At 74.8% G+C, this 16,439-nt stretch carries 16 protein-coding genes; 10 read left to right on the top strand and 6 right to left on the bottom strand.

All coding sequences use genetic code 11. The features are described 5' to 3' along the window. Nucleotides 1-55 precede the first annotated feature (55 nt). Entirely contained in the window at nucleotides 56-1,162 is a 1,107-nt protein-coding gene (gene dapC, locus ACJOT3_RS22780) for a succinyldiaminopimelate transaminase (RefSeq protein WP_406975124.1), read from the bottom strand. Nucleotides 1,163-1,359: 197 nt separating this feature from the next. Next, nucleotides 1,360-1,680: a ferredoxin gene (fdxA, locus tag ACJOT3_RS22775; protein ID WP_220564930.1), complete on the bottom strand. Its 321-nt coding sequence runs from the start codon at nucleotides 1,678-1,680 to the stop codon at nucleotides 1,360-1,362. 193 nt (nucleotides 1,681-1,873) lie between these two features. Between fdxA and ACJOT3_RS34830 the strand changes: the two genes are divergently transcribed. The 3 genes from ACJOT3_RS34830 to ACJOT3_RS22760 all read left to right on the top strand — a co-directional run bounded on the left by ACJOT3_RS34830 (nucleotide 1,874) and on the right by ACJOT3_RS22760 (nucleotide 4,946). Beyond that, nucleotides 1,874-2,125: a putative acetyltransferase gene (locus tag ACJOT3_RS34830; RefSeq protein WP_421536140.1), complete on the top strand. Its 252-nt coding sequence runs from the start codon at nucleotides 1,874-1,876 to the stop codon at nucleotides 2,123-2,125. 257 nt (nucleotides 2,126-2,382) lie between these two features. Further along, nucleotides 2,383-3,738 carry a hypothetical protein gene (locus ACJOT3_RS22765; protein ID WP_406975122.1) on the top strand — a complete coding sequence of 452 codons (1,356 nt, stop codon included), beginning with the start codon at nucleotides 2,383-2,385 and terminating at the stop codon, nucleotides 3,736-3,738. 158 nt (nucleotides 3,739-3,896) lie between these two features. Further along, nucleotides 3,897-4,946 carry a site-2 protease family protein gene (locus ACJOT3_RS22760; RefSeq protein ID WP_406975121.1) on the top strand — a complete coding sequence of 350 codons (1,050 nt, stop codon included), beginning with the start codon at nucleotides 3,897-3,899 and terminating at the stop codon, nucleotides 4,944-4,946. 101 nt (nucleotides 4,947-5,047) lie between these two features. Here the strand turns inward: ACJOT3_RS22760 and ACJOT3_RS22755 are convergent, their stop codons facing one another. Both ACJOT3_RS22755 and mshB read right to left on the bottom strand, forming a co-directional pair. Then, nucleotides 5,048-5,584 carry a hypothetical protein gene (locus ACJOT3_RS22755; protein ID WP_406975120.1) on the bottom strand — a complete coding sequence of 179 codons (537 nt, stop codon included), beginning with the start codon at nucleotides 5,582-5,584 and terminating at the stop codon, nucleotides 5,048-5,050. Then, nucleotides 5,581-6,447 carry an N-acetyl-1-D-myo-inositol-2-amino-2-deoxy-alpha-D-glucopyranoside deacetylase gene (gene mshB, locus ACJOT3_RS22750; RefSeq protein ID WP_406975119.1) on the bottom strand — a complete coding sequence of 289 codons (867 nt, stop codon included), beginning with the start codon at nucleotides 6,445-6,447 and terminating at the stop codon, nucleotides 5,581-5,583. Before mshB ends, ACJOT3_RS22755 begins: the two co-directional genes overlap by 4 nt. A gap of 136 nt (nucleotides 6,448-6,583) precedes the next feature. Here mshB and ACJOT3_RS22745 point away from each other — a divergent pair, with 136 nt between their 5' ends. Further along, on the top strand, nucleotides 6,584-8,794 hold the full coding sequence (locus ACJOT3_RS22745; RefSeq protein ID WP_406975118.1) for a S9 family peptidase: 2,211 nt from the start codon (nucleotides 6,584-6,586) through the stop codon (nucleotides 8,792-8,794). Nucleotides 8,795-8,867: 73 nt separating this feature from the next. On the opposite strand, the gene ACJOT3_RS22740 is transcribed toward ACJOT3_RS22745, so the two are convergent. Then, nucleotides 8,868-10,691: a serine/threonine-protein kinase gene (locus ACJOT3_RS22740; protein ID WP_406975117.1), complete on the bottom strand. Its 1,824-nt coding sequence runs from the start codon at nucleotides 10,689-10,691 to the stop codon at nucleotides 8,868-8,870. A 27-nt stretch (nucleotides 10,692-10,718) separates the two neighbouring features. Next, nucleotides 10,719-12,401: a serine/threonine-protein kinase gene (locus ACJOT3_RS22735; protein WP_406975116.1), complete on the bottom strand. Its 1,683-nt coding sequence runs from the start codon at nucleotides 12,399-12,401 to the stop codon at nucleotides 10,719-10,721. A 133-nt stretch (nucleotides 12,402-12,534) separates the two neighbouring features. Between ACJOT3_RS22735 and ACJOT3_RS22730 the strand changes: the two genes are divergently transcribed. The 6 genes from ACJOT3_RS22730 (at nucleotide 12,535) to ACJOT3_RS22705 (ending at nucleotide 16,435) form a co-directional block, all read left to right on the top strand. Continuing rightward, nucleotides 12,535-12,909 (top strand): DUF3054 domain-containing protein, encoded by a 375-nt coding sequence (locus tag ACJOT3_RS22730; protein WP_406975115.1) that lies wholly within the window; start codon nucleotides 12,535-12,537, stop codon nucleotides 12,907-12,909. A 48-nt stretch (nucleotides 12,910-12,957) separates the two neighbouring features. Next, nucleotides 12,958-13,350, top strand: coding sequence for a Het-E N-terminal domain-containing protein (locus ACJOT3_RS22725; protein ID WP_406975114.1), 393 nt, complete (start codon nucleotides 12,958-12,960; stop codon nucleotides 13,348-13,350). Between the two features lie 22 nt (nucleotides 13,351-13,372). Beyond that, nucleotides 13,373-14,050 (top strand): TrmH family RNA methyltransferase, encoded by a 678-nt coding sequence (locus ACJOT3_RS22720; protein ID WP_406975113.1) that lies wholly within the window; start codon nucleotides 13,373-13,375, stop codon nucleotides 14,048-14,050. 55 nt (nucleotides 14,051-14,105) lie between these two features. Continuing rightward, complete coding sequence (locus tag ACJOT3_RS22715; RefSeq protein WP_406975112.1) at nucleotides 14,106-14,738, top strand: GNAT family N-acetyltransferase; 633 nt, start codon at nucleotides 14,106-14,108, stop codon at nucleotides 14,736-14,738. Between the two features lie 84 nt (nucleotides 14,739-14,822). Next, on the top strand, nucleotides 14,823-15,458 hold the full coding sequence (locus ACJOT3_RS22710) for a GNAT family N-acetyltransferase (RefSeq protein WP_406975111.1): 636 nt from the start codon (nucleotides 14,823-14,825) through the stop codon (nucleotides 15,456-15,458). Beyond that, nucleotides 15,458-16,435, top strand: a complete 978-nt coding sequence (locus ACJOT3_RS22705; RefSeq protein WP_406975110.1) for a glycoside hydrolase family 113 protein — start codon at nucleotides 15,458-15,460, stop codon at nucleotides 16,433-16,435. Before ACJOT3_RS22710 ends, ACJOT3_RS22705 begins: the two co-directional genes overlap by 1 nt. Nucleotides 16,436-16,439: the final 4 nt, after the last annotated feature.

The raw sequence follows: 16,439 nt of genomic DNA, 5'->3' as shown, positions 1-16,439 counted from the left end.
ACGGTCTCCGCGACCGGCGGGCCCCGCGCCGGGGCCCTGGCCCCGGCGCGGGATGTCAGGCGGCCAGGCGGGCGACGGCGGCGTCGACGCGCTCGTCGGTGGCGGTGAACGCCACCCGGACGCTTCCGTTGCCGGCGGGCCCGTAGAACTCGCCCGGCGCGACGAGGATGCCGCGCCCGGCCAGGTGCTCCACCGCGCCCCAGGCGTCGTGGTCGGGGTGGGAGGCCCACAGGTACAGCCCCGCCTGGGAGTGGTCGATCCGCCAGCCGGCGCCGGTGAGGGCGGCGCGCAGCCGGGCGCGGCGGGCGCGGTAGCGCTCCTTCTGCTCCGCGGCGTGCGCGTCGTCGTCCAGGGCGGCGCCCATGGCGGCCTGGACCGGGGCGGGCACGATCATCCCCGCGTGCTTGCGCACCGCCAGCAGTTCCTGGACCAGGGCGGTGTCGCCGGCGACGAACGCGGCGCGGTACCCCGCCAGGTTGGAGCGCTTGGACAGGGAGTGCACGGCGAGCAGGCCCTCGTGGGAGCCGTCGCTCACGTCCGGGTGCAGGATCGACACCGGGGCCTCGCCCTCCCAGCCCAGGTCGAGGTAGCACTCGTCGGAGGCGACGATGACGCCGCGCTCGCGGGCCCAGGCGACGACCTTGCGCAGGTGCGGCACGCCCAGGACGCGGCCGGTCGGGTTGCTCGGCGAGTTCACCCACAGCAGCCGCACCGGGGCCGGGCCCAGGGCGGTCAGGCCGTCGGCCGCCACCGGGGTCGCCCCGGCCAGGCGGGCGCCGACGTCGTAGGTGGGGTAGGCCAGCTCGGGGTGGACGACGGTGTCGCCAGGGCCCAGTCCGAGCAGGGTGGGCAGCCAGGCGACGAGCTCCTTGGAGCCGACGGTCGGCAGCACGCCCTCCTCGGGGACGCTCACCCCGTGGCGGCGCTCCAGCCAGCCGGTGATGGAGGCGCGCAGCGCCGGGGTCCCCCAGGTCAGCGGGTAGCCGGGGCTGTCGGCGGCGTCGGCCAGCGCGGCGCGCAGGCCCGGCGGGACCGGGTCGACGGGGGTGCCCACCGACAGGTCGACGATGCCGTCGGGGTGGTCCGCGGCGATCTTCTTGTACGGGGTCAGCCGATCCCACGGGAAGGTGGGGAGCCGGTCCGTCACGGGCCGCCGGGTCATCGCGTGTCTCCATCGGGTCGTCGTCCGGACCGTCACGGTCCGGGTCCGGGTCTGGGCCGGACGGGGTGTCCTTACACGGATCGCGCCGACCCTCCCGGATGCGGGGGGATCGGCGCGATGCGGTGCGATCGCGCGCAGGGGCGCCCTCTGCGCCACGCAGGCGCCCGGGCGCACGATCGGGAAGCGGGTTGTCGGGCCTACTCCGCCTGCGGCGGCAGCTTGGCGACGAGGGGGTGGTCGCGGTCGATCTTGCCGACCTTGGAGGCGCCGCCCGGGGAGCCGAGGTCGTCGAAGAACTCGACGTTGGCCTTGTAGAAGTCCGACCACTGCTCGGGCAGGTCGTCCTCGTAGTAGATGGCCTCGACCGGGCAGACCGGCTCGCACGCACCGCAGTCAACGCACTCGTCCGGGTGGATATACAGGCTGCGCTCGCCCTCGTAGATGCAGTCCACGGGGCACTCGTCGATGCACGCCTTGTCCATCACATCAACACAGGGCTGCGCGATGACGTAGGTCACGTCGTACTCCTTGATCTCACCCCCGCGTTCCCACGGGGGAGGCGGGGACCTCGCAGAGACGTCCGTCGGGCTCGGTCCGGCGTGCGGGCGCCCAGGGACCTGCTCCCGGCCTCTGCGAACGATTGGCACAGATGTCGTAGTCCTAGTATGGCGGCGAAGCGGAGTCGTCGCACAATCGGGGGGCGCGTTGCACATGGCGGGGCGCCTGGTCCACCGGATCACCCGGCAGGACACGGGCAGCAGGGTCTCCATCCGAATCCACCTCCCCGGCGGGGGTTTCACCGATATCGTCGGAGTGCTGGAGTCATGGGACGACGGCGTGCTGGCCGTGCGCCGGCGCGACGGACGCGAGGAGCGCGTGGCGGAGTCGTCCATCGCCGCCAGCCGCGTCGTCCCCGACCTCCCCCCGCGGCGGGGCGGTGCGGCCTCCGACCGCCCCGGATGAGGGGTGTGCGGGGCGTGCGGGCGGCGGCCGTGGCCACCCCGCGTGCCCACGGTGTGCGCCGAGCGCACGAACGTGCATGTCGCGGCCGCCGACAGGCATTCTTCGGCTCCACCGGGGTAGGACAGGCTCAGTTCCGGCGGTCGCCCCCCTGCCGCCGGTGACCACGCAGTACCGCGAAGTACCGCGCCCCCGACGGCCACCCCCCGGCGGACACGCGGGCGCCAACCACGGGGTTTCCGGGGAGGTCGGCGCCGTCCATGGGTGAAGCAGTAGCGTCAGCGCTCGCCGAGCTGGCCCGGCGCGACGGGCGGTCGGCGGAGATGGCCCGGCAGGCCCTCGACACGCTGGCCCCGGGCAACGACCTGGAGGGCCTCAACCAGCACGCCGTGCAGCGGTTCTGCTGGTTCGAGCTGCCCGCCCGGTTCGCCAAGGGCGACCGGGTGGCCGCGCTGCGCGCCCTGGGCACCCTGTTCTCCCTGCTCCAGCTGCACCGGTACGCGCAGATCTGCTCGGCCCCGGCCACCACCCACCTGATGTCGGTCCACGAACGCGACCACGGCGCCGGGGTGGCCGTGTACGAGCGGCTGATGTGGGAGTCCGGGGTGGAGCCGCCGGACCTGCCCGAGCTGACCTGGGGCACCGTGGTCGGCGACGCCGAGATCCGGGCCCGGCAGGAGACCGCCTCGGCGCTGGAACTGGCGATCGTGCTGGGCGACGTGCGCCCCGGCAAGCAGGGTTGGCGGCACGCCCAGGAGCGGTTCACTCGGTCCTTCCTGACCCGGCCCGACGACCGCGGGCTCAGCCACCTGGACCGGATACGCGAGGAGCGGGTGCGGGCCTGGCTGTCCTCGGCCGCCCACCCGCACCGCCGGCACCTGTGGCCGCTGGTGGGCCGGATCATCGCAGGCGCCGACGTGCCGCGCACCGCCGACACCGCCATGGCCCCCCTCCAGCGGCTGCTGGACCTGGCCGAGGAGGGGATCGCGCTCACCCAGATCGGCTACATCTCCCCCGGCGTGGTGCGGTCGATGTGCGAGGACTTCGGCTGGCACACCTCCCCCGAGCCGCCGCGCAGCGAGACCGACGCCACCCAGCTGATCGCCCTGCACCAGATGATGCGGGGGATGCGGGTGGTGCGCCGGTCCGGCCGCCGCCTGGTGCTGACCCGGCGCGGGCGCCAGCTGCGCGCCGACCCCGAGGAGATGTGGCGGGCCGCCACCGAGACCCTGTGCCGCACCGGCGGCCCCGAGCAGGCGGCCGCGGAGACGCTGCTGGGCATGCTGCTGTCGCGCACCCCGCAGGGCAGCGGCTCGCACTCCCGGCGCGGGGACTCGGACATGATCGCCGCCGAGCACCTGCTCACCGGGTCCGGGTGGGCGCCGCCCGAGCCGCAGAGCCCGTCGGGGCGGCACGCCGCCTCGCACCGGCGCACCGCCGAGGCCGCCTCCGACCAGGTGCGGGCCATGGTGATGTCGGTGAGCTGGCTGCTGGACGCGCTGGGCCTGCTCACCGAGGACGACGGCGACGGGCACCGGGAGCTGACCACCGCCGGTCGGGCGTTCGCGCTGGCCAGCCTGCACAAGTCGGCGGTGGCGCCGCGCGCGGTGGTCTGAGCGGCGGTCCACCGGGTGACGCGGTCGGGTGGCCCGGCGGGCGAGCCGGGCGGGCGGCCCCGCGGGCGACGCTCCGCTGTTCGGCACCCGCTGCGGACCGGTCCCCGACAGGGCCTAACCTGGAGCGCGGACTACCCCGCGCGACCAGCAGGAGCATCATGCCCACGCCCGACCCGGCCCCGAAGTCGGAGACGACCGACGCGCCCGACGCCCCGCGCACGGACGCCGCCGACCCCTGGGAGCGCATGCCCGAGGACGCCCTCAACCGGCCGGAGCTGGCCGAGCGCGGGCCCGGCACCGGTGCGCCGGTCACCGGGGCCGCGGCCGCCGGGGCCGAGGGGGCCGGGGAGGTCCGCAAGGGGAAGGGCGCCGCGGACTCCGGCGCCGGGGGCGAGGACGGCGAGCGCTCCGGGGGCGTGTTCGACTTCCTGCCCAGCCCGGTGTTCGTGCTGCTGCTGGGCCTGACCGGGTTCGCCGGGTGGCTGTCCTGGCGGGCCGTGGAGCTGGACTGGGCGCCCGAGGACACCAGTGTCACCCCGCTGCTCCCGCCGCTGTTCATCCTGCTGGGCTGGATCGTCTCCTGCGCCGTGCACGAGTTCGCCCACGCGCTCGCCGCGTACCTGGCCGGCGACCGCTCCCAGCGCGGCGGCGCCTACCTGCGCCTCAACCCGTTCGGGTTCCGGCACGCCTTCGCCGGGACCGTGCTGCCCGCGCTCTACCTGGGCTTCGGCGCCTTCGGCCTCAACGGGCCGCCCGCGTTCGTGGCGTGGGACCGGATCCCGCGGAGCCGGCGGGTGCTGGTCGCGCTGGCCGGGCCGCTGGCGAGCCTGGTGCTGTTCGCCGCGCTGGCCGTCACCGTGTCGGTGCTGGTGCCGCCGGGCAACGACACCACCAACTGGGCGATCTCCGCGCTGGCGTTCCTGGCCTTCCTCAACCTGACCTCGGCGGTGATCAACCTGCTGCCCGTGCCCGGCCTGGACGGCTTCGAGGTGCTCGCCGTCGGCCTGCGCGACCGGCCGTGGGTGGCCGCCGCCCGGGTGAACGCGCTGTTCGGCTCCGTGGCGGTGTTCGCGCTGCTGTGGTTCCCGGCGCTGCGGGACCTGTGGGTGGGCGCGTTCTACACACTGTTCCGGAACGCCATGCCCAACCCGACGTTCGAGGGCACGGTGTTCCTGGGCGAGCTGCTGCTCCAGTTCTGGAACGCCTGAGCCGCCGGTCCCGAGACGTGAACGAGGCCCCCGCCGTACCGGCGGGGGCCTTCGCTGCGTTCAGGGGTTCAGAGGTTCAGGGGTTCGGGGGGCGCGGGGGTTCAGGGGGTGCGGGTGCCCCCGGCGACCGGGGGCAGCCCGGCCAGGAAGGGGTTGTCGCCACGGGCGCTGCGCACCACCGCGAGCGCCAGCACCACCATGGACCCGAAGAGATAGCCGTAGTGGAGCAGGTGGCTGGTCAGCACGATGTCGCCGCCCGGCATGTACACGGTGAGCACCGTGGCCAGGGCCACGAACCCCAGCGCGAAGGCCACCCCGCCGGAGAGGCCGCGGGTGCCCCACGCGCACAGGCGGCACAGGCCGTACAGGGCCCCCAGCAGCACCAGCAGCCCCACCACACCCAGCACCTGGGCGGGCAGTCCCGCCTCCCAGTAGCGGGTCAGCCAGCCCGCGGCGGTCGCCGACAGCAGCCCGGTCACCGCGCCCGCCGCCACGAGCACCGGGAAGGTGACCGCGGTCAGCACCGCCGCCAGTGCGGCGTCGCCCTGGCCCGGCGCCTCGTAGCGGGCCGGGTCGGCCCCCGCCACCGGGGCGGGTCCGGCCCCGGGGCCGGTCCCGGCGCCCTCGCCCGCGCTCACAGGCCCTCGAAGAGGTCGGTCTCGAACCCCCCGGCCGGGCGGCGCGGGGTGGGGCCCAGCAGCAGGGTGAAGTACTCCACCGCGTCGATCTCCTGGGCGATGTCGTTGGACAGGGCGAAACGCTCGCCGTCCACCGTGATCTGGGTGGCGTGGGCGCGCATCGCCATCGCCTTGGCCGCCCAGTGGTCGGTGGCGTCGATCCGGGTGGTGACCAGGTCGTCCGGGGTGCCCCGGGCGATGTCGGCCACCCTGCTCGGCGGGGTGAACGGCCCCGCCTCCTCGTTCAGCCGGGCGATGGACGCCTCGATCACCGACACCGGCTGGGCGATCGCGTACAGCTTGCGGACCTGCCACGGGGTGCCGGGCATCGACCGCTCCCCCGCCTTCACGCAGGCGCGCCGGGTGATCCGGTGGGCCTGGACGTGGTCGGGGTGGCCGTAGCCGCCGTGCTCGTCGTAGGAGACCAGGACGTGCGGGCGGACCTCGCGGATGGTCTCCGCGAGCAGGCGGGCGGCCTCCTCCACGTCGGCGTTGCAGAACGCCTCGGGGCGTCCGGCCGAGGGCGTGCCCGCCATCCCGGAGTCGCGGTAGTGCCCCGCGCCGCCCAGGAACCGGTGGTCGCGCACCCCCAGGGAGACGCAGGCCTTGTCCAGCTCGCCGATCCGGTGGTCGCCGAGGGTGTCGTCGCGGTCGGCCGCCAGGTGCGCGAGGCCGGCGGGGATGACCTCGCCCTCCTCGCCCAGGGTGCAGGTCACCAGGGTGACACCGGCACCTTCGGCCGCGTACTTCGCCAGCGTGGCCCCGGTGACGATGCTCTCGTCGTCGGGGTGGGCGTGCACCATCATGAGTCGTCTGTCGGTCACCACGAGGTGAACAATACCGGCCGCATGCCCGCGATCCCTCCCGAACGGCCAGGTAGGGCGCGGCGCGCAGAGAGCGCCGGGGAGGTCGTCCACAGGGGCCGAGCGGGAACCGGAGATGTGGGCCACAATCGGACCTATGAGCTTTCCTCGCCAACAGGCACGTACCCAGCGCTTCACCATCGGTGTCCCACGCTCCTTCGAGATCTCCCCGGACGGTCGGCGCGTCGCCTTCCTGAGAGGGCGCGACGGCATCGACACCGCCACCTGCCTGTGGGTGCACGAGGCGGAGGAGGGCACCGAGCACGTGGTCGCCGACCCGCGCGCGCTCGGCGCCGACGACGAGGACCTGCCGCCGGAGGAGCGGGCCCGCCGGGAGCGGCTGCGCGAGAGCGGCGGCGGCATCGTGTCGTACACGGTCGACACGGCCTTCACCCGCGCCGTGTTCACCCTGTCCGGCCGCCTGTTCTACGTGGACCTGGTGGGCGACCGCACCGAGCCGCGCGAGCTGCCCGCCGCCACCCCCGTGGTGGACCCGCGGATCAGCCCCGCGGGCGACCGGGTCGCCTACGTCAGCGGCGGCGCGCTGCGGGTCATCGACATCGCCGACGCCGAACCCGACCACGGCGACCGGGTGCTGGCCGCCCCCGACGGCGACGGCGTCACCTGGGGCCTGGCCGACTTCATCGCCGCCGAGGAGATGGGCCGCTACCGCGGGTTCTGGTGGGCGCCCGACGGCTCGGCGCTGCTGGCCGCCCGGGTGGACGAGTCCCCGGTGGGCCGCTGGTACGTGGACGACCCGGCCGCCCCCGAGCAGGAGCCCACCGAGCTGCGCTACCCCGCGGCGGGCACCGACAACGCACAGGTGCGGCTGGCCGCCCTGGCGGTCACCTCCTCCGCCGCGTTCCGCCGGGACGGCGCCCCCGAGCCGGTGTGGATCGACTGGGACCGGGAGGCGCTGCCCTACCTGGCCACCGCCGGGTGGACGACCGGCCCCGACGGCTCCCCCACCGCGGTGTTCACCGCACAGAGCCGCGACCAGCGCACCCTCACCCTGTTCGGCGCCGACCCGGCCACCGGGCTGGCCATGGAGACGCGCACCGAGACCGACGGCGTGTGGGTCGAGCTGATGCCGGGTGTGCCCGCCCACACCGACAAGGGCGACCTGGTGTGGATCGGCCGCGAGAACGGGGCCGGCGAGCGCCGGGTGTTCGTGGGCGGGCGCGCCGTCAGCCCCGCCGACGTGTACGTGCGCGGCGTGGTCGACGTGGACGGCGACCGGATCCTGTACTCGGGCTCGCCCGCCGACCGGCCGGGCGACGTGTCGCTGTGGCTGGTGGACCTGGGCACCGGGCTGTCCGCCCCGGTCGAGCTGCCCGGGCACGGCTGCTCGACGTCCTCCGACGCCGACGCGCACAGCGGCCTGCGTTCGGGCCGGCTGCGCGGCGACACCCTGGTGGTGCAGCACCGGTCGATGGAGTTCGCCGGGGTGCGCACCCTGGTGATGCGCGAGGCCAGCAGCGAGACCCGGCGCACCCGCGGGTCCATCGAGAGCTTCGCCGAGACCCCGGACCTGCCCGAGCCGCGGGTGGAGTTCTGGCGGGCGGGCGAGCGGGGCATCCCGTGCGCGCTGGTGCTGCCGTCCTGGTACCGGGACGACCTGCGCCCGCTGCCGGTGCTGATGGCGCCCTACGGCGGCCCGCACGCCCAGAGGGTGCTGCACGCGCGCGGGGCGTTCCTGACCGCCCAGTGGTACGCCGAGCAGGGGTTCGCGGTGCTCATCGCCGACGGCCGCGGCACCCCGGGCATCGGCGTGGAGTGGGAGCAGGAGATCCACCTGGACCTGGCCACCGGGGTGCTGGAGGACCAGGTCACCGCCCTGCGGGACGCCGCGGAGCGGTTCGGCTCCCTGGACGTCTCCCGGGTGGGGATCCACGGGTGGTCGTTCGGCGGCTACCTGTCGGCGCTGGCCGTGCTGCGCCGCCCGGACGTGTTCCACGCCGCGGTGGCGGGCGCCCCGGTCATCGACTGGCGCCTGTACGACACCCACTACACCGAGCGGTACCTGGGCCTGCCCCAGGACGACCCGGGGGTGTACGGGCGCAGCTCGCTGCTGGACGACGCCGCCAAGCTGGAGCGGCCGCTGATGATGATCCACGGGCTGTCCGACGACAACGTGGTGTTCGCCCACACCCAGCGGATGTCCTCGGCGCTGCTGGCGGCGGGGCGCAAGCACACGGTGCTGCCGCTGTCGGGGGTGACCCACTCGCCCTCGGACCCGACGGTGTCGGAGAACCTGATGCTGCTCCAGGTGGAGTTCCTCAAGGACTCCCTGCGCGGCGAGGCCTGAGGCGGGACCGGCCGGGCCGGTGCCGGGCGCCGTGCGGCGCCCGGCACCGGGGTCAGCGCGTCGGGTGGGCCTCCTAGGAGCCGGCCGCGATCTCGGACTCGTCGGGAACCGTGATCTCCACGGGGCGGCCGAAGACGAAGGCGATCCGCTCGTATTCGGCGTCCTCTTCGAACTCCCCGACGGACGCGTAGGACTGGAAGTGCTGGAGGTGCCCGTCCTCGTCCACCCAGATGTCGAAGGTCGCCTCGGTGTCGCTCCCCCTGGCCTCGACGGGCACGGTACCGGTGTAGTGGTGGCCGCTCCGGTCGGTCAGGCCGTACGTGTCCAGCAGCTCCTGCGGGTAGTCCTCGAAGGGGGTGTCCGTCACCCCCTGGTAGGCGATGTCGGCGTCCCCGGACAGCACCTCCTCCACCGCGGCCAGCGCATTCCCCCACCGCACGTCCGGGTCGTCGATCCGGTCCTGCGGACCCGGCCGGTAGAAGTCGCCCTCGACGACTTCGACGAGGTTGGCGTCGGTGCGGGCCAGCACGTCGTCGGGCCCCTCGCCGATGTGCAGGACGGTGAAGATGGCCGGACCCGCATAGACGATCAGGTGCCGGACGTGCCGGGGGTCGCCGGTCTGCCGGATCACCACGTTCGATGAGTCCGAGGAGGTCTCGGCCGACCGCTCCAGGTGGCCCACCGCGAACTCCGGAGCCTCCTCCGCCAGGGCGAGGGCCTCGGTGACGACGGCCACGGCGTCCGCTGGGTCCCGGGTGACCGCTGGTCCGGTGGGTTCGGGCGATTCCCCGGCCGTGGTCCCCGGGTCCCCGCCGGATCCCGGATCGGCGCCTTCCCCGCCGTCGGGGCGGGCGATGAAGAACGCCGCGACCAGCACCGCCGCCAGGCCCGCGGCGCCGGCGGAGAGCCAGAGGGCCCGCCGCGGGCCGCGGCGGGCCCGCCGCTTCGGGACGCCCGCGGTCACGCCGCGCCATTCGGTGGCGAGCATGGCGGGCACCACGCGGGTGGGGTCGGAGACCGGCGGGGCGTCGACGCGGGTGGCGCTCCACGCCCCGGTCACCTCCGCCAGGGCCTGTGCGGCGGTGGGCCGGGCGGCCGGGTCCTTGGACAGGGCGCGGCGCACCGTCGGCAGCAGCTCCGGGGGCACCCCGGTCAGGTCGGGCTCCTCGGTGCGGGTCCGGTGGATCACCACCTCCACCGGGCCGCCGGCGAAGGGGTCGCGGCCGGTGCACGCGAACGCCACCAGGCAGGCCCAGGCGAACACGTCGGAGCGGTCGCCGGCCGGGACGCCGTTGTACTGCTCCGGCGCCATCCAGCCCGGGGTGCCGAACAGGCCGCCGGTGCGGGTCAGGGCGGTGCCGTCGGCCGCACGGGCGATACCGAAGTCCAACACCTTGGGGCCGCTCGGCGACAGGATGACGTTGCCGGGTTTGAGATCACGGTGCACCACCCCCTCCGCGTGGATCGCGACCAGCGCCTCGGCCAGCCCCGCGGCCAGGGAGACCGCCATCCCCCCGGTGAGGGGGCCGTTCTTCCGGACGTGGACGCGCAGGGTGTCACCGGGCACGTACTCGGTGGCCATCCACGGCGCCGCGGCGTTGGTGTCCGCCCCGAAGTACGCCGCGGTGCAGGTGGCCCGCACCCGCGCGACCAGGGAGACCTCGCGGGCGAACCGGGCCCGGAAGTCGGGGTCGGCGGCGTACTGCGGGTGGACGACCTTGACGGCCGCGCAGGACCCGTCGTCCTCTCCCAGGCCGGCGTAGACGGCACCCATGCCGCCCGCGCCGATCCGGCCCACCACCCGGTAGGGGCCGATGCGGTCCGGGTCCGTGGCGGTGGTAGGGGTCGCCCCCGGGGGCAGGCTGTCGTCATCGAAGGGGCGGGGGTCGAGGTTCAAGGAACGCTCTCCTCTGTGCGGGGGTGGTCAGGAGGGGGTGGTGGTGCAGCCCTCGGGCACACCGGCGGCGAGGTCGGCCCGGCCAAGGTGCGGGAAGTCGGGATAGGGGTCGTGCAGGTGCCTGCCGAATTCGGGGTCTCCGACGCAGAAGCCCCCGGGCCGGTCCGCCGGGGCCCGGCGACCCTCTTCCAAGGTGCTGTCGGGCAGGTAGTGGACCATGCCCCCGGGCGAACCGAAGAAGGTCACGGGGAACTCCACCACCGGGTTCCGCGGGTCCGCCTCCGCCAGTACCCCGGCGCTGCTGGCCCTTGCGAAGTCGAGGTACTCGTCGCCCGCGGTGAACTCGCCGACCCAGGCGAAGTCCCGTCCGTGCAGTTGCAGCGAGCCGAAGTCCGGCAGGTACTCCGCCCGGACCTCGACCCGGGCGGTGCCGCTGTGCTGGCTCGATCCGGTGAAGGTGATCCGCAGCTGGTCGAGGGTGGTGCCGTCGGCCCCGACGAGGGAGCGGACGACGGCCGGTTCGGTGTCGTCGTCCGCGGTGATGGCCACCGTGCCGTTCTCGTAGAGGTCGCGGTACTCCTCGGGGATGTCGGTGGGAACCGGTTCCCCGGCCGCGCCCACCGGGGCGGTCCCGGGGTCGCCCGAGGGGTCCTGCGACACGGCGTCGCCGGGAACGCCGCCGGACAGGGCGTCCGGGGGCAGCAGGGCGGAGGCGGTGGCCGCGGTGACGGCGACCGCGGTCGCGGCGGCGGCCACCGCCAGGGCTCGGCCGTGGCGGCGCGCCCAGGGGCGGCGGGGCGGGGCGACCCGCGTCCAGGACTCCGGGTCGGCGTCCACCGGCGGCAGGACGGCCGCCCAGGGGCCGACCTCGAAGGCGGGCAGGGCGGCGGCCGCCTCGGCGGCGGAGGGCCGCCGGGCGGGGTCCTTGTCCAGGGCGGCGGCCAGGACCGGGCGCAGCGGGCCGGGGACCCCTTCGAGGGCTGGCGGGGCGGACAGCACCGCCGAGATCACGCCCTCCTCGGTGCCCGAGCCGAACGGGCCGCGGCCGGTGGCCGCGAACACGACCATGCACGCCCAGGCGAACACGTCGGAGCGGTCGGTGGCGGCCTCCCCCCGGTACTGCTCGGGGGAGATCCACCCCGGGGTGCCCACCAGGGCGCCGGTGCGGGTCAGCGCGGTCTCCTCCGCGGCGCGGGCGATGCCGAAGTCCAGGACCCGGGGCCCGTCCGGGGACAGGATGACGTTGCCGGGCTTGAGGTCGCGGTGCACCACGCCCGTGGCGTGGATCCCGGCGAGCGCCCGCGCGGTGACGCGGGCGAACTCGGCGAGGAACCCGGCGGGCAGCGGGCCGCCGCCGCGCACCCGGGCGTCCAGGGTGGGGCCGGGCACGTACTCGGTGGCCAGCCAGGGGACCTCGGCGCGGGTGTCGGCGGCCAGGAAGCACGGCACCCCCTCGGCCCGGACGCGGCGCACCAGCCGGACCTCGCGGGCGAAGCGGTCGCGGAAGTCCGGGTCGGCGGCGTACATCGCGTGGATGACCTTGAGGGCCGCGCGCCGGTCGCGGTCGTCCAGGGCGGCGTACACGGTGCCCATGCCGCCGGCGCCGAGGCGGCCGACGATCCGGAAGGGGCCGACGGCTCGGGGGTCCCCGGGCTGCGCGGGGGACACGCCGGCGGGGCCCGGCCGGTGGAGGGGTGGGGGATGGTTCACGGGAACGTCGGTCCTCGCTGGGTTCCGGGGGGTGGGGGTCACCTTCCGTGACCGCCCTTTACGATACCGAGTGCCCGAAAAAGGTTCCCGGGGCCGCCGGGGGTTCGCGCGGAGGCGGCCGTAGCCTGGGCGTATGCGTTCGTATGCGGCTCCCCTGGCCCTGGCGGCCGACCTGGTGTGCGTCCTGGTGTTCGTCGTGATCGGCAAGTCCGACCACGGGACAGGTACCGCCGTCGGGGCGGTGCTGTCGACCGCTTGGCCGTTCCTGGCCGCCGCCCTGCTGGGGTGGGCGGCGTCCCGGGCCTGGCGCGCCCCGGCGGCGCTGTGGCCCACGGGGGTGTTCGTGTGGGCGATCACCGTGGTCGGGGGCATGCTGGCGCGCCGGATCGCCGGCGAGGGGACACCGCCCTCCTTCGTGATCGTCACCTCGCTCTTCCTGGCCGCGGTGATGCTCGGCTGGCGGGCGGTCGCACTCGCGGTCGCGAAGAGGCGACAGAGCGCCGCCTGATCGGCCAGACTGGAGGGGAGTTCCGCCCCCCGGCACGAAGGAGCCCCCATGGCCGACCCCATCACCATCGCCCTGGCCACCGCCGTCGTCACCGGTGTGGCCGGCAAGATCTCCGAGCACGCGAGCGAGGCCGTGAGCGAAGGGCTCAAGCGGTTGCAGCGGGCCGTCTTCAAGCGGTTCCGCGGCGACGACGCCGCCCAGGAGGCCATCGACGAGGCGCGCATCTCCCCGGAGGACCCGGCGGCCATCGAGGCGGTGGCCGGGCACCTGGAGCGGGCCGCGGCCGAGGACCCGGAGATCGCCGGCCTCATGCGGCGGCTGGGCAACCAGGTCGAGCAGCACGCCGGGGGCGACATCGTCAACAACAACGTCTACGGCGACCTGAAGGGCAACTCCAAGGTCATCCAGATAAGGGATTCCCACGGGGGCATCAACATGTAGGGGGTACCTAAGCTGGGGTGCGATGAACGAGAACACCGACACCCTGGCCGAGGACGAGGCGCGCGAGGTCGGCGTCGGCCCCTGGCCGGGCCCCTGGCCCGAGGGCGACCACTACGACCCCGAACTGCTGGCGGGCGGCGACCGGCGCAACGTCGTGGACCGCTACCGCTACTGGCGGCGGGAGGCGATCGTCGCCGACCTCGACACCGTCCGGCACCCCTTCCACGTCGCGGTGGAGAACTGGTCCCACGACTTCAACATCGGCTCGGTGGTGCGCACCGCCAACGCGTTCGGCTGCGCCGCCGTGCACATCGTGGGGCGGCGGCGCTGGAACCGGCGGGGGGCGATGGTCACCGACCGCTACCAGCACGTGCACCACCACCCGGACACCGGGGCGCTGGTGGCGTGGGCGGCGGAACGGGACCTGCCGCTGATCGGCATCGACAACCTGCCCGGCGCGGTGCCGCTGGAGACCTACCCGCTGCCGCGGGACGCGGTGCTGGTGTTCGGCCAGGAGGGACCGGGGCTGTCGGAGGAGGTGCGCTCGGTGTGCCGGGCGGTGCTGTCGATCGCCCAGTTCGGGTCCACCCGCTCGATCAACGCGGGGGCGGCCGCGGCGATCGCGATGCACGCGTGGGTGCGGGCGCACGTCTTCGAGCAGAAGGTGCCGGAAACGGTCACACCCCCGGGGCTCTCGTGACGTATTCGTGATCTACCATGGGCGGGGAGACGGCCCCCTACTGGAAAGTCAGCGCATGACTGTGACCGTGACCGCCGGTTCCCGGACAGCCACCCCCGACGACGTGCCCGGGGTGGCGCGCGTGCTGAGCCGCGCCCTGTACGACGACCCCCTGTTCGAGTGGCTGTTCCCCGACCTCGAACTGCGGATGGCCCGGACCCGCCGCATGCTGGCGCTGACCGCCGGGTTCGGCTACGTGCCCCACGGCGACACCCGGGTCGTGGAGGTGGCCGAGGAGGGCGCCGAGCCCGTGATCCGCGGCGCCGCGCTGTGGGCCCCCTACACGACCAACCCGGAGGGGCGCCTGGTGTCGCTGCGCATGTGGCCGCACTGGGGGCAGCTGCTGGGCCGGGCCCGGGCGGCGGGGTTCGTGCGGGTGTTCGCGGAGTGGAAGATGGCCGCCCCGCAGGAGCCGCACCTGTACCTGGCGGCGCTGGGCGTGGACCCGGCGCTGGCCGGAACCGGCCTGGGCGGCGGGCTGCTCACCGAGGGCCTGGACCGGGCCGACTCCGAGGGGCAGCCGGTCTTCACCCAGACCCTCAACGAGAAGAGCCTGGGCTTTTATGAGCGTTTCGGCTTCCGGGTGACGGGCGAGGCGTCCACCCCGGACGCGGGGACGAGCTGGTTCCTGCAGCGCGACCCCTCCTGAGGATGGTGGGGGCCGGGCGCGCGGCCCCATCCGTGACCTTCCCGTGATCTACCATGGGGGAGCCGAGGGAGAGGGAACACCACCATGACCAGCACGCTCACGCGCACGGTGCGCACCGCCACCATGGACGACCTGCCGGGGGTGGCGCGCGTCCTGGGCCGCGCCTTCCACAACGACCCGCTGTTCCTGTGGCTGTTCCCCGACGACATGCGCCGCATGTCCCGGACCACCCGGGCCAACGCCCTGCTGGCGGGCTTCAGCTACATCCCCCTGGGGTACTCCACCCTCGTCGAGGCCCGGGAGGACGCCGACCGCGGACCGGTGATCCGGGGCGCGGCGCTCTGGTCGCCGCCCAGCGGCGAGAACGGCGGGACGGCCGCGGCCCTGCGCTCCCTGCCGCACTGGCTGGAGCTGGTGGGCCCGGCGCGGTTCCCGCGGATGATGCGCTACTTCGCCGCGCTGGCCGCCCACACCCCCCGCGAGCCGCATTGGCACCTCCAGGTGCTGGGCGCCGACCCGGCGGTGGGGCGTTCGGGGGTCGGGGGGCTGCTGCTGAACGCGGGCCTGGAGCGGGCCGACGCCGACGGCGCCCCGGTGTACCTGGAGACGATGAACACGGCCAACGTCGGCTACTACACGCGCTTCGGGTTCGAGATCGTCGACACCCTGGCCGAGCCGGGCACCCCGCTCACCCACCTGATGCTCCGCCCGCCCGCCTGATGGACGTCCGCGGGATCTCGCACCACGTCGACCACCTGACCTCGGAGCGCACCGCCGCCGACATGCGCGCCATCCGCGAGGAGCTGCACTGCACGGCGGTGATGCCCATCGGCTCCGACCTCGGGCGCCTGCGCGCCGCCGCGGAGGCCGCGCTGGCGGTCGGCCTGGAGGTGTGGGTGCGGCCGCGGTGCGATGACCGGCCGGCCGCCGAGCACATGGAGCACCTGGCGGCGGCCGCCGCCCTGGCCGAGGAGCTGCGCGCCGCACACCCGGGCCGGGTCACCCTGCTGGTGGGGACCGAGTTCTCGCTGACCGCCCCGGGCCTGCTGCCGGGGCCGGGCGAGTTCTCCCGCGTGCAGATCATCCGGCGGCCACGGCTGCTGCGCCTGTTCGCCCGGCGGATGAACCGGCGGCTGGGCGGGCTGCTGGAGCTGTCCCGCGAGGTCGCCCGTGAGCGCTTCTCCGGGCCGCTCACCTACGGCGCGGGGCCCTGGGAGGACGTGGACTGGTCGGGGTTCGACGTGGCTGGGGTCAACCTGTACCGCCAGGGCACCGGCACCGAGGGGTACGCCCGCCACCTGCGCGACCTGATGGCCCGTCTCGACAGGCCGCTGGTGATCACCGAGTTCGGCTGCGGCGCCTACCGGGGCGCCCAGGTGCGCGGCGCGGCGTCGTTCTTCGCGGTGAACTGGTTCGCCGACCCGCCCCGGCTGCGCGCGGGGACCGTGCGCGACGAGTCCGTGCAGGCCCGCTACCTCACGGAGCTGCTGGAGCTGTACCGGGACACCGGTGTGCGGGGCGCGTTCGTGTTCACGTTCTCCATGCCGGGCTTCCCCGCCGACGACGACCCGGAGCTGGACCTGGACACCGCGGGCTTCGGCATCGTCCGCCCCGGTGCCGACCTCGCCTCCTGGGAGCCCAAGCAGGCCTTCCACGCCGTCGCAAAGCACTATGCCGCCTACAAGGAGCCCCGATAGCCTC

This window comes from Nocardiopsis protaetiae, from assembly GCF_045446735.1.
Lineage (GTDB): Bacteria > Actinomycetota > Actinomycetes > Streptosporangiales > Streptosporangiaceae > Nocardiopsis > Nocardiopsis protaetiae.
This window is presented reverse-complemented; position numbering and strand designations above follow the sequence as displayed.